Source organism: Thermoanaerobacter sp. A7A (assembly GCF_000445185.1).
In the GTDB taxonomy this organism is placed as follows: Bacteria; Bacillota; Thermoanaerobacteria; order Thermoanaerobacterales; family Thermoanaerobacteraceae; genus Thermoanaerobacter.
In genome coordinates, this window is the sequence record NZ_AVAF01000138.1 from 1 (window position 1) to 13,150 (window position 13,150).

Sequence of the window (13,150 nt, forward strand, 5' to 3'; positions counted from 1 at the left end):
AGAATTTATTCTATCTCCTGGAACTCCTATCACACCGATGAGCCTGTTCGCATCAAGTTTTTGTGCTGCTTCTATTACACTTTTTATTCCAGCTATGTTGTGGCCATAATCTACTAATACGCGGAAATTACCTACATTAAACAAGTTAAACCTCCCAGGATTGTGTGTAGTATCGCAGTAAAATGTCTTTATACCTTTTGCAATGATATTTACAGGCACTTTTACTCCATAAGAAGCAGCGATAGCTGCAAGAGCATTTTCCACGTTGTACAAAACTTTCCCTGACAAAGCTGCAGGAATCTCCTCTATCTTTACAACAGGAATTATTTGCCCATTCGCTATAACGATGACACCGTCTTTAACATATACTGCGATTCCACCTTTTTCTATATGTTTTTTTACAGTAAGGTTATTATCGTACATTGAAAAATATATTATTTTCCCTTTTGCCTTTTGGGCCAAATAAGGGGTCATCGGGTCATCAGCATTTAAAACACTATAACCGTCTACCTTTACCGCTTCCACCACCAATGCCTTAACAAAAGCCAGGTCTTCTAAAGTCTCTATCCCATCACTTCCAAGATGGTCTTCTGAAATATTGGTTATTACCCCCACATCTGCCAAATCGTAACCTAAACCTTCCCTTATAATACCTCCCCTTGCTGTTTCTAACACTGCAGCATCTATGTTTTTATCAGCAAGACAAGTTCTTGCACTTTTAGGACCAGTATTGTCACCTTTGTAGACACAGGTGTCATCGATATAAATGCCGTCAGTACAAGTCATTCCTACAGTGTAGCCATAGGTCTTTAAAATATGAGCTGTCATCCTGGTGACTGTAGTTTTCCCGTTTGTACCCGTAATAGATATAATAGGTATGGTAGCTTTGCTTCCTTTAGGGAAAAGCATATCTACAATCGCTTTTGCTACATTTCTAGGTTTACCTTTGCTAGGATAATGGTGCATCCTTATGCCCGGAGATGCATTTATTTCAATTATTGCTCCATTTTCTTTAGTTAGAGGCTTTTTTATGTCCTCCATTGTAATGTCTATACCAGCTATATCAAGACCAATGGCTTTTGCCGCTCTTACAGCAATTTCTATGTTATATGGGTGAATGTCATCTGTTTTGTCTATTGCAATTCCTCCTGTACTTAAGTTTGCGCTTTCCCTTAAAAACACTTTTTGCCCTTTTTTAGGGATCTTTTCTAGATCAAATCCTTGTTTTTTAAGGGTCATTTTAGAAATCGTATCTATTGTGAGTTTGGTAAGGGGTTTTTCATGGCCTTTTCCTCTTAAAGGATTTTTATTTTCTATTTCTACTAATTCTTCAACAGTATGAATTCCATCTCCTATCACATGGGCAGGAATTTTTTCAGCTACCGCTACTACTTTTTCACCTACAACTAATACTCTGTAATGTTTTCCCTTTATATGTTTTTCTACAATAACAAGGTCACTGTAAGCTTTGGCGTTTCTATAGGCTATACTTACTTCTTCTTTATTGGTTATGTTTAAATGAACTCCTTTGCCTTGATTTCCGTTGTAAGGTTTTATAGCGACAGGATATCCAATTTCTTCCGCAATAGCAATCGCTTCTTCTTCATTGTAAGCAACATCTCCTTCCGGCACAGGAAATCCATGGTCTCTTAAGATCTGCTTTGTCAAGATTTTATCTGATGCTATGTCTACAGCAATGCAACTAGTATTTTGTGAAATTGTACCTTCAATCATTTTTTGATATTTCCCATAACCTAACCGCAAAATACTTCCATTTCCCACCCTTGTAACCGGGATTCCCCCTTTTAAAGCTTCATTTTTTATAGCCATTGTGCTAGGCCCTAGTTCTATCTCAGCAATTATATTGCGTATTCTTTCTAGCCTTTCTTCTAAATCAAATTCTTCCCCCTGTATAAATTTATTTACCATTTCAACCGCTAATTTCCCAACTCTTATGCCACACTCTTCTAATCCATATTCATAAATTATATAATACAAATCTCCTTCTATATTTCTCGCTCTTCCAAATTTTACATCATATCCTAATATATTTTGTAGTTCCAAAATTATATGCTCTGTTACATGGGGTAAATAGGTGCCTTCCTCCAATCTTTTTAGAAATCCCCCTTCATATCCGTAAGAACAACTATGTTTTGATAAGTTAGGAAGCCGTTTTATCAATCTCTCATTAAAGTTGGGTATATCTTTTGTAGGAATATCCAATCTCTCTATATCTACTACCATTTTTATTACAGGTCTATGGCTGTATATATTTCTCCCTCGATATACCCTTATATCTTTAATAATCATACCTTATCCTCCTTGAGCTTGACTTTAGGTATCCATTTTTCTAAATCATAACCATAACCGGATGGCAATATGTGAAGTATAACATTGGTGAGGGCTAAAATTTCATTAGGACTTGATTCAGAAACATTAGAGTGTTTTAGCTTTCTTCCCTCCACTACTGTAACAGCATTTGACCCTATTACCCTAAATTCATTTTCTTCTACAACTATGGCAGTATCTTCATCAATCCCTATTCCGAGATTGTTTGGGTTTTGAGCAATTGCTGCAAGAAGCCTTCCAATGCGCCCTCTTTGTGCAAAATGTTGGTCAATTATTACGTCTTTTAATAAACCTAATCCAGGAGCCATTTTGATAGTGCATTTCCTGGGAGAATCTTCATCATTTCCCTCCACAATCATAGTTTGGGACATCACCGAAGCCCCCGCACTCGTACCCACAATCAAAGTTCCTTCTTTATGCAATTGTTTTAACAATTTATCTATGCCACTTCCTCCCAAAATGCTGGTTATCCTCAATTGGTCACCACCTGTAAAAAAAACGCAACTGCAATCTTCAAGTACATTCCTTGCATAGTTTATTTCTTTGTCTTCCCTTGAATTTATATTTACAACTTTTACATCATTTGCCCCTAATTTTTTAAAAATAGAAATATACATATTGCCCACTTCCACAGGTTTTTCTGTGGCTGTTGTCATTACAACTATTCTACTCTCTCTTCCCCCCGCTAAACCCACAACTTCTTGCAATATTTCACATTTGTTCTCTTTGTCTTCTGCTCCTCCTATGATAACTAACTTTCCTTTTACTTTCTCCGCCATTTATCCGCCTCCAAAAAATAATAAACTCTCAGGTTTCATAATTTATTATTCCTGAGAGTTTAACGCAATATACTCTATTAAATTTACAGAGTGCATAATTTTATTGCATCTTTCTCCACTTTTATTTCCAGATTTTTGATATATAATATTTCACCATCGACAGTAACAGGTACTTCTCGATCTGCCTCTATTTTTACTTTTTTTGCTCTATAAACTTCTACAATTTTAAGTTTAGTATGAGTTCCAAAAAGAACTAAGGGCAATAAAACCAATAATTTAATCTTACTTATTTTGTCAACAATCATGACATCTAAATAGCCATCATTAGGATCGGCATCCGGCAAAAGCTTTAAGCCGCCTCCATAATAGCTTAAAACTCCCGCTGCAAAAATTGTTATTTCTCTATTTAACTCTTTATCATCCATTCTTATTTTTACAGAATAGGGCTTGTATTTAAAAAGGACATTTAAAAGGGCAGTTAAATAAACCCATATTCCAGATAAAAACTTTTTAAACCGCACAGCCATTGCCGCTGTTTCAGAAGCAATGCCTGTGCTTGTAATATTTCCAAAAGTTAATATATCGTTTATCACAGCTCCGTCTATAATTTTAATATTACCCATTATAAGCACATCAATAGCCTTTTCTAACTTTTTAGGTATGTGGAAAAATCTTGCAAAGTCATTTCCTGTCCCTACAGGAATAATTCCTAGTATAGCCTGTGTACCTTTTATTCCATTTACTACTTCAAGTACAGTACCATCTCCTCCTACTGCCGCCACAACTTTAAATCCACTAAGAGCTGCTTTTCTCGCTAATATTTTCCCTTCCCCTGCATATTTTGTTATAAAAATTTTGTAATCGATTAATTTCTTTTTCATGATCCTTCTAATTTCTGGAATCTTCCTATAGGCCCTTCCTCCACCCGCCACTGGGTTCACAATAAACGCAATCAAGGTTATCACTCCCTGTTTTTTACAAAGCTTTTCTTTTAGCTCTTTCTATAGCTTGTACTTCTTCAGCAGAAAGAGGATATTTAGATTGCCCTCTTTCAATAGGTTTTGCAAAAGTAGCCGTCTCATTCCTTCCGTATATTCCAGACAAAACAATACCATTGTCATTGCTATCTAATAGGGCAATAGAAAAGCTTAAGTCAGAACCCACATCAGGAAAAGCATTATACCGCACTATTCCCACTTTTTTAATTGCTGTTTTTCCTTCTTTGTCTAAAGAATTTAAATCAATTCTTAACTTGTCTAATTTGTTTTTTATCTCTTCATTCTCTGTAAGGATTCTAGAAAAAATATCAAAGACATCTCCTTTTCCCAATGTTTTAATTACCTTATTATAAGTCCTGTTTAATCTTAAAAATTTCCCATTAATTATAAGTATGAAAATTAATTCTATAATTGATAAAACTAATAAAAACAAGATAATCATCGTAGCATTTTGAGAAATAATGTCTAAAAAGTTTTGCATAAGTTTCTCCTCCAATTCGTTAGAATGTTTTTCGCGAAATTATTTCAATAACTTTTATAGCTTTTTCTACTTCTTCTTCAGTGTTAAAATAGCCAATTCCAAATCTCAAAGTGCCAGTCTTTAGTGTGCCAATTGTTGAATGGGCTAATGGAGCACAGTGTAATCCTGCTCGAGTAGCTATGTCAAAGTCTCTATCCAAAATATAACTTATTTCTCCTACATCTCTATCTTTTAACGTTATTGAAACTACTCCAACTCTTTCTTCTATTTCGTGTGGACCATATATTTTAACTTCTTTTATTTGCTCAAATCCTTCTATCAACACTTTAGTAAGCTTTTTTTCATGTTGATATATAGCATTTACACCTATGTTTTTTACAAATTTCACCCCTTCCTTTAGTCCTGCAATCCCTGGAGTATTAGGAGTACCACTTTCTAACTTGTCTGGCATTAAATCAGGTTGATACATTGACTCTGACTTACTTCCCGTTCCCCCTTCTTCAAGAGGCAATACATCTATACCTTCTCTTACATATAATCCTCCTGTACCTTGAGGGCCGTACAATCCTTTGTGGCCAGGAAAAGCCAAAAGGTCGATGTTTTGTTTTTCTACATCTATAGGCAATATTCCAGCCGTTTGGGCTGCATCCACCAAGAAAATTAAATTCATTTCCCGGGCAATATTTCCTATTTCCTCAATAGGCATTATTGTACCTGTCACATTGGAAGCATGGGTTATGGCAATCATTTTTGTTTTTGTTGTAATTGCTTTCCTTATTTCCTCAGGGTCAATCTTTCCTTTCTCATTTGCTTTCACGATTGTAACTTCTATCCCCTTTTCTTTCAACGCCATAAGAGGTCTTATCATAGAATTATGCTCCATACTAGAAGTTATTACATGATCACCTTCTTTCAAAAGGCCTTTTAACGCAATATTCAAAGCTTCTGTTGTATTAGATGTAAATACCACTCTCATAGGGTCTTTAATATTGAAAATGCTGCATATCTCTTGCCTAGCTTCAAAAATAACCCTTCCTGATTCAAGTGCCATTTTGTGTCCGCCTCTTCCAGGGTTTCCGCAGTTTCTTAAAACTTTCTCTACTTCCCTATACACTCCATCGGGTTTAGGCCAAGAAGTAGCAGCATTATCAAAATAAATCATAGTCCTATCTCCTTTAAATTAAATCTCCCGATACTATAATATATGCAAACCTCCCCTTAGAGTTCTAACTATATTTTATATTTATTTTTTCACATTAGCAACAAAAAACTAATTAAAGTGTGTGGCAAAAGTTAATAGGTGAATAATATGCTGACATTTTGCACGTACCTAATTAAATTCCTCGTTTTGCTTTAAAAGTGGTAAAATTGCTGCAAAATTGGATAAAATTAAAAGCCTCCATAAAAATAGGAGGCTCAGTTTATTGACAAAGAACCAAAATATTCAAAGGAGATATTTTGCATCGTTGCTCCGATGTTCCAAAGCGACAAAACATAAGCTTCCCCTTCGGGCTCCGGCAGGGTACCGGGCACATTCGACCTCCTTGTCTTAGTGCCCGCCTCCGCCATCCTTGGCTTCGGCCCTGCCTCCACCCTCAGTCTCCCTAAGTTTTGTTAGCGCTTTGTCACAAGTCGCACCGATTGCAAAATATCTACTTTACGAAAGTTTGTCTACAGTCTGAAAAGCCTACATAAAAATAGGAGGCTTTTTAGCCCTTTCCATAAAGGATTTCAATAATTCTTGTCAAATCTTCCTCACTGTAATATTCTATTTGTATAATTCCTCTATCTTTACTTCTTTGTGATATCTTTACTTTCGTTCCTAAAAAACTACACAAATCATCTTCTATTTCTTTAATATGTACATCTATTTTGTTTGATTTTGTCTTTTGAGAGTTTTTTTCATTTTTCCGTAAAAGATTTTTCACCAAGTTTTCTGTTTCTCTTACGTTTAAATTTTCTTCAGCAACTTTTTTTGCTGCCTCATACTGTAAACTTTTATTTGGTAAAGAAAGTATAACTTTTGCATGACCTATTGTTATATCTCCTTCCACTAACATTTCTTGTACTCTATCGTTGAGATTTAAAAGCCTTATGCTATTTGCAATTACCGAACGGCTCTTGCCAATTTTTTTAGATATCTCTTCTTGTGTAAGATTAAATTGCTCTATCAATGCTTTATATGCTTTTGCTTCTTCAATGGGATTTAAATCTTCCCTTTGCAAATTTTCGATCAAAGCTATTTCCATGACCTGTAAATCATCAAAATCCCTCACAATTGCTGGTATCTCAGAAAGTCCTGCAATTCTGGCAGCTCTCCAACGTCTCTCCCCTGCTACTATCTGATATCCAGAATCCACTTTTCTTACTATAATTGGCTGAATAACTCCATTTTGTTTAATAGATTCTGCTAATTCTTTTAAACTATCTTCATCAAATTGTTTTCTCGGTTGGTATTGATTGGGATGAATATAGGCTATATTAATCGTTTCTACACCTTGGGGTTCCTCTGTTCGATATTCCGGTATAAGAGCTTGTAATCCTCTGCCTAACCCTTTTTTGCCCGCCATTTCACCACCACCTTCGTAATTTTTTATATTCCTGCCCTTTCTATCACTTCTACTGCCAATTCATCATATGCCTCTGCTCCTTTAGAACTAGGGTCATATATAGAAATCGGTTTTCCAAAACTTGGTGCTTCACCTAGACGAATATTTCGTGGAATAATTGTTCTATAAACTTTGTCTTTAAAAAATTTTTTCACCTCATCTACCACTTGTATAGATAAATTTGTCCGAGCGTTAAACATTGTAAGAACTACACCCTCTATTTCTAATTTAAGGTTCAGACTCTTTTTTACAAGATTAATTGTATTAATAAGCTGGGTAAGTCCTTCCAAAGCATAATATTCGCATTGAATTGGAACAATTACTGAATCAGCAGCAGTAAGAGCATTTATAGTCAAAAGTCCAAGTGATGGAGGACAATCTATTAATATATAGTCAAATCCATCTTTAATTGAATCTACAGCATTTTTTAATTTATACTCTCGTGAAAGCATAGGAACTAATTCGATTTCTGCTCCTGCTAATTGAATACTAGATGGAATAATTGAAATTTTTAAATCCCGTAAAGGTATTATTGCATTTTTTATGTCTTCATCTTCAATCAGCACTGTATATGTAGTGTGCTTTAAAGAAGCCGGGTTTATCCCAAAGCCACTTGTCATATTACTTTGAGGGTCTATATCTATACATAAAACTTTTTTCCCTTGTGTTGCTAAAGAATATCCTAAGTTTATAGTTGTAGTAGTTTTACCTACACCACCTTTTTGATTTGCAATAGCAATAACCTTACCCATTTCTTCACCCCCTTTTACATACAAATACCTCTTTAAGGATGCTAAACTTATATGTCTATTATATCATTGTTTATATCAATGTTCCACATGGAACATTATCAAAAAGGGGGTGAAAAAGCTTTTACTTTTTTGAAATTTTGATTACAAACTCTATATATTCTTCCTTATCATTTTCAATATACTCTGCCGGCACACCGGATTTTTTCATTAAATCTACAGCTTGTTTCACTGTATTTACAAAAATTCTTATGTCTTTATAAAATTTCATCATTTTTTTGTTTTCTTTTTTTACTTCTTCCGGTTGCTTTGTTATTTTGTCTATCATGTCTTGTATTAATTTTTCTGTTTGACTTACATTTAATTTTTTCTTTATAATTATCTCTAGTGCCTTTTTTTGCAACTCTTCATCAGGAAGTCTCAAAAGTGCTCTGGCATGTCGCTCCGTTAAGTCATTTTCCAATAGTTGTTCTTTTATCTCTTTGCTAAGCTTCAAAATCCTTAATTTATTAGCAATAGTTGATTGGCCTTTACCCAAAATCTTTGCTAATTGTTCCTGTGTTAGATGGTGGTCGTTTATTAGGTTGTAATATGCTTCTGCCTCTTCAATAAAATTGAGATTTTCTCTTTGTAAATTTTCAATTAAAGCTAAAACAGCTGAATCTTCATCTTGCGCATTTATAATTATTGCTGGTATCTCTGCAAGACCTGCCAATTTAGAAGCCCTTAACCGCCTTTCCCCCGCTACTAACTCATAAAAATTATTGTGCACCATTCTTACAGTAATAGGTTGCAATACTCCATAAGCTTTAATTGATTCTGATAATTCTTGTAAATTTTTTATATCAAATTTCTTTCGAGGCTGATATGGATTGGGCCTTATTGAATCAATAGGCAGATAACAAATTTCTTGTGTTTTACTCTGTACCACTTTTACACACCCCGCTCTTAAAACAATTAAAAAATTCTTCCACAATATATATTCGACATATAATGTAAATTTCCTCCTTAAATTCAAATATATTGTTAAAAATTATAAAAAGTTTCGGGAACAGGAATAAGATTTTTAAAAAAATTCTCTTGCTGTATAAGCTTAGCCAATTTTTGAGGATAAACTTGATAGTTTTTCAAATCCTTAAGTTCAATCCATTTTACCTCTTTTAAAACCTGTTTCTCTTTAGGTAATTCAGGGTCACTTCCTAATGTCAATCTTCCTCCAACAATAGAAGAATAAAAATATGTTACATAGTAAATATCATATTCCTGAATATAGCAGACACCATTTAACTTAATGTCATAACCTGTCTCTTCTTTACATTCTCTTATAGCAGCAGCTGCTACTGACTCATTCTCTTCTACTCTACCTCCTGGAAAAACCCATGCTACTTCCTCCCCTTCTTGATGTTTTACTAAGAGAACTTTTTCTTCTTCAACAATGACAACTCTCGCTACTAAAAAGCTCGCTCTAAATTTTAACATTTTTTCTTCCCTCATTCCAAGAATGGTAAGTTATTTGGAATATTTATATTAAAATTATACCACAAAAATTTTTATAAAAATAAGAAACAGTCTAAAAGTAATTTTAGACTACAGCTTGTTGACAAAGTCAAAAATTTTAAAATATGATATTTTGCATCGTCACTCCGATGTTCCAAAGCGACAAAACTATCTCGACCTTCGAGTTCCGGCAAGGTACCCCATCAGGCGACATCCTTGTCTTAGTACCCGCCCCCGCCCTCACAAGGCTACGGCCCTGCCTCCACCCTCGGTCTTGCTAAGTTTCCCGGCACTCAAGTAAGAAAGTTTATAAAGCAAAAATAGAAAAAACAAGCATACTTACTTGAGTGCCGGGCCGCTTTGTCACAAGTCACACCGATCGCAAAATATCCTATTTTCGGAAGTTTGTCTACAGGAGAGAAAGACAGCAATTCTAAGCTGCCACAAAACAAGCCTTAGGCACAGCTTAGAGACGAGAACATGTACTCGAGCATATTTATCCTTTCAGTTTATAAAGGAGATCTTTGTATAGCATTTGCTCTTCTAGGATACTTTGTAGGGCATTTATCTGTTTTTTTGATAATTATTAAGTGATGTAATATATCACTATAAGGAAGTTTAACTTCCTCTATTTTTTCAATTTTTCCCTTTAATTCTTTTAAAGCTTTTTGACTATTTTTTATTTCCTCTTTAATCTCTCGGCCTTTTAAAGCAATAAAATAACCATCTACTTTTACAAAAGGAAGAGTATATTCCAACAAAATATTTAAAGGTGCAACAGCTCGTGCCACGGATAAATCAAACTGTTCTCTATATTTTATGTCTTTTCCTATATCTTCAGCCCGTCCGTGAATTAATTCTATTTCATTTACATCCAATTTATTTATAACTTCTTCTAAAAAAATAATTCTTTTTTTAGAAGAATCTAAAAGAATAGCTTTTAATTTAGGAAATACAATTTTTAATGGAATAGAAGGAAAACCAGCCCCTGTACCAACATCTATAATTTTTTCTTCCCCTTTTATTTTCCCACTCTTAACCACAGATAAGCTATCTAATAAATGCTTAATCACAACTTCACTTTCTTCTGTAATTGCCGTTAAATTCATCTTCTGATTCCATTCTAATAAAAGAGCATAATATTTTTGGAAATGTTCCACATGGAACATTTCCAAAAATATACCCCACTCTTTAGCGCCCTCAATTAGCATATCAACCGATTTGTTCTTCATCTTCTTTATTTCTCCTTAACTGCTGCATGTAAATTAAAAGCACAGAAATATCAGCAGGCGAAACTCCTGAAATACGAGAAGCCTGTCCAATTGAAGTGGGTCTTATTTTTGTCAATTTTTCTTTTGCTTCATTGCTCAAACCATGAATTTGATAATAATCAATATCTTCTGGAATTTTTTTGTTTTCTAATGCTTTAAAGTGTTCAACTTGCCTTAGTTGTTTCATTATATATCCTTCATATTTAATATTTATGTCTATTTGTTCAGCCACACTATCTAAAATATCATGCGGTCTATCTTTATCCAAAAATTTAGTAGACTTATAATCAATTTCAGGTCGCTTTAACAAAGTATAAAGGTCAATTCCTGTAACTAAAGGAGTACTTCCTTTAGATATGAGGAAATTGTTGACTTCCTCAGAAGGTCTTACCATGACGCCAGGAAGTCTTTGCATCTCTTTCTCTAACTGAATCTTCTTCTTTAAAAATTTTTCATATCTTTCTTCTGTTACAAGACCAATTTTATACCCTAGCTCTGTCAATCTAAAATCTGCGTTATCTTGTCTTAATAGAAGTCTATATTCCGCTCTCGAAGTAAGCATCCTATAAGGCTCATTTGTACCTTTTGTCACTAAATCATCAATTAGCACTCCTATATAAGCTTGAGACCTATCCAAAATTATAGGAGGTTCGTTTAAAAGCTTCATAGCAGCATTTATTCCCGCCATCAAACCTTGAGCAGCCGCTTCTTCATATCCAGATGTGCCATTGACTTGTCCTGCAAAGTACAACCCTTCAATTTTTTTAGATTCCAAAGTAACTTTTAATTGTGTTGGGTCTATACAGTCATATTCAATAGCGTAAGCTGGCCTCATCACTCTTACATTTTCAAGACCGGGAACAGTCCTCAAAAATTCCAGCTGTACATCTTCAGGTAAACTAGAAGACATGCCTTGCACATACATCTCATAAGTATTTAATCCTTCTGGTTCAATAAAAATTTGATGCCTTTCTTTGTGAGGAAATTTTACAACTTTATCTTCAATAGAGGGACAGTATCTTACTCCTACCCCTGTTATTTCACCACTAAAAAGAGGAGAACGGTCAATATTTGCCATTATTATTTCATGAGTTCGTTTATTAGTATAAGTAAGCCAACAGGGTAACTGTTCTATTTCGATTTTATCATGCATATAGGAAAAAGGAGTAATAACTTCATCCCCCGGCTGTATTTCCATTTTGGAAAAATCAATGCTTCTTTTATCAACTCTCGCAGGAGTACCTGTTTTAAATCTCATCAATTTAAAACCTAATCTTTTCAAAGTCTCAGAAAGCTCATTAGCTGGAAAAAGCCCGCTAGGTCCACTGTTAAAACTTACATCACCAATTATAACCCTTCCTTTTAAGAAGGTCCCTGTAGTAATAATGCAAGCCTTACATTTATATATCGCACCTAATTTTGTCACAACCCCCGTGACTTTGTTGTCTTCTACCAAAATGTCTACAATTTCCGCCTGTTTTATATCAAGGTTTTCTTGTCTTTCTAAAGTGTACTTCATGTTCATCTGGTAAAGTTTTTTGTCAACTTGTGCTCTCAAAGACCTTACAGCAGGGCCTTTACTGGTATTTAAAGTGCGAATTTGTAGTAGCGATTTGTCAGTATTTATAGCCATTTCCCCACCTAAAGCGTCAATCTCTCTCACCAACTGAGCCTTGGCAGGACCCCCAATAGAAGGATTGCAAGCCATCAAAGCAATAGAATCTAAGTTTACAGCAAAACCTACTGTTTTAAGTCCCAACCTTGCACAAGCGAGAGCAGCCTCACTGCCCGCATGTCCCAACCCAACAACTGCAACATCGTATTCACCAGCAATAAAATTCATACTTTCACCTACTTTCCCACACAAAATCTCTCAAAAATTTGATTTATTAAATCCTCAGTTGCCGTCTCTCCAGTAATTTTACCTAATTGGTCAAGAGCCGCATTTAAATCAATTGTAATTAGGTCTTCACTATACCCCCCTTCAATAGCTTCAACACAGCTTTCCATATACTTTTTAGCATTAATAAGGGCTTCCTTGTGCCTTGAATTTGTAATTATTTCGTCTTCCTTAACATTTATATTTCCCTTAAAAACCAAATTGTAGATTGTGTCTTCCAATTCTTGTAGCCCAATTTTTTCAACAGTGGAAACCTCTATTATTATACCATCTTTGGTAAGATCTTTTAATTCTTTTTCATCAATTTTTTTAGGTAAATCGATTTTATTCAACACAAATACAATATTTTTACCTACCAAAATGTCGAAAATTTCGTAGTCTTCTTTAGTTAACTCTCTTGAGGCATCTAATACAAATAAAATTAAATCCGCTTCAGCCAGAACCTCTTTGCTTTTAGCAACCCCTATTTTTTCTACTAATTCATCTGTATCTCTAATTCCTGCCGTATCAATAAGTT

Annotated in this window: 12 protein-coding genes; all 12 read right to left on the reverse strand. The window is 34.6% G+C overall.

What is annotated here, in order from left to right; translation table 11 throughout:
* Positions 1 to 2,310 (reverse strand): cyanophycin synthetase (cphA, locus tag M663_RS0110830; protein ID WP_029688908.1); only part of this gene is annotated, 2,310 nt, incomplete at its 3' end.
* Positions 2,307 to 3,128 (reverse strand): cyanophycinase, encoded by an 822-nt coding sequence (locus M663_RS0110835; RefSeq protein WP_029688909.1) that lies wholly within the window; start codon positions 3,126 to 3,128, stop codon positions 2,307 to 2,309. The genes M663_RS0110835 and cphA, both read right to left, overlap by 4 nt.
* An 83-nt stretch (positions 3,129 to 3,211) precedes the next feature.
* A complete protein-coding gene (locus M663_RS0110840) occupies positions 3,212 to 4,084 on the reverse strand; it encodes a YegS/Rv2252/BmrU family lipid kinase (protein ID WP_029688910.1) in 873 nt (290 codons plus the stop codon).
* A 19-nt stretch (positions 4,085 to 4,103) separates the two neighbouring features.
* A complete protein-coding gene (locus M663_RS0110845; protein WP_029688911.1) occupies positions 4,104 to 4,607 on the reverse strand; it encodes a DUF4446 family protein in 504 nt (167 codons plus the stop codon).
* A 19-nt stretch (positions 4,608 to 4,626) separates the two neighbouring features.
* Complete coding sequence (locus M663_RS0110850; RefSeq protein WP_029688912.1) at positions 4,627 to 5,769, reverse strand: aminotransferase class V-fold PLP-dependent enzyme; 1,143 nt, start codon at positions 5,767 to 5,769, stop codon at positions 4,627 to 4,629.
* Positions 5,770 to 6,316: 547 nt separating this feature from the next.
* Positions 6,317 to 7,177 (reverse strand): ParB/RepB/Spo0J family partition protein, encoded by an 861-nt coding sequence (locus M663_RS0110860; RefSeq protein ID WP_029688913.1) that lies wholly within the window; start codon positions 7,175 to 7,177, stop codon positions 6,317 to 6,319.
* A gap of 23 nt (positions 7,178 to 7,200) precedes the next feature.
* Positions 7,201 to 7,968, reverse strand: coding sequence for an AAA family ATPase (locus tag M663_RS0110865; RefSeq protein ID WP_029688914.1), 768 nt, complete (start codon positions 7,966 to 7,968; stop codon positions 7,201 to 7,203).
* Positions 7,969 to 8,089: 121 nt separating this feature from the next.
* Positions 8,090 to 8,896, reverse strand: a complete 807-nt coding sequence (gene noc, locus M663_RS0110875; RefSeq protein ID WP_029688915.1) for a nucleoid occlusion protein — start codon at positions 8,894 to 8,896, stop codon at positions 8,090 to 8,092.
* A gap of 95 nt (positions 8,897 to 8,991) precedes the next feature.
* Positions 8,992 to 9,444 (reverse strand): NUDIX hydrolase, encoded by a 453-nt coding sequence (locus tag M663_RS0110880; protein WP_029688916.1) that lies wholly within the window; start codon positions 9,442 to 9,444, stop codon positions 8,992 to 8,994.
* A gap of 527 nt (positions 9,445 to 9,971) precedes the next feature.
* Complete coding sequence (rsmG, locus tag M663_RS0110885; protein ID WP_029688917.1) at positions 9,972 to 10,694, reverse strand: 16S rRNA (guanine(527)-N(7))-methyltransferase RsmG; 723 nt, start codon at positions 10,692 to 10,694, stop codon at positions 9,972 to 9,974.
* Positions 10,675 to 12,576 (reverse strand): tRNA uridine-5-carboxymethylaminomethyl(34) synthesis enzyme MnmG, encoded by a 1,902-nt coding sequence (gene mnmG, locus M663_RS0110890; RefSeq protein WP_029688918.1) that lies wholly within the window; start codon positions 12,574 to 12,576, stop codon positions 10,675 to 10,677. Before mnmG ends, rsmG begins: the two co-directional genes overlap by 20 nt.
* Before the next feature lie 8 nt (positions 12,577 to 12,584).
* On the reverse strand, positions 12,585 to 13,150 hold a 566-nt coding region (locus M663_RS0110895; RefSeq protein WP_029688919.1), incomplete at its 5' end, for a GTP-binding protein.

What these genes read in the sequence shown, in the direction of transcription:
- M663_RS0110835 (WP_029688909.1), bottom strand. Translation starts at nt 3,128, where the DNA reads ATGGCGGAGAAAGTAAAAGGAAAGTTAGTTATCATAGGAGGAGCAGAA.
- M663_RS0110845 (WP_029688911.1), bottom strand. Translation starts at nt 4,607, where the DNA reads ATGCAAAACTTTTTAGACATTATTTCTCAAAATGCTACGATGATTATC.
- M663_RS0110850 (WP_029688912.1), bottom strand. Translation starts at nt 5,769, where the DNA reads ATGATTTATTTTGATAATGCTGCTACTTCTTGGCCTAAACCCGATGGA.
- M663_RS0110860 (WP_029688913.1), bottom strand. Translation starts at nt 7,177, where the DNA reads ATGGCGGGCAAAAAAGGGTTAGGCAGAGGATTACAAGCTCTTATACCG.
- M663_RS0110865 (WP_029688914.1), bottom strand. Translation starts at nt 7,968, where the DNA reads ATGGGTAAGGTTATTGCTATTGCAAATCAAAAAGGTGGTGTAGGTAAA.
- M663_RS0110880 (WP_029688916.1), bottom strand. Translation starts at nt 9,444, where the DNA reads ATGTTAAAATTTAGAGCGAGCTTTTTAGTAGCGAGAGTTGTCATTGTT.
- rsmG (WP_029688917.1), bottom strand. Translation starts at nt 10,694, where the DNA reads ATGAAGAACAAATCGGTTGATATGCTAATTGAGGGCGCTAAAGAGTGG.
- mnmG (WP_029688918.1), bottom strand. Translation starts at nt 12,576, where the DNA reads ATGAATTTTATTGCTGGTGAATACGATGTTGCAGTTGTTGGGTTGGGA.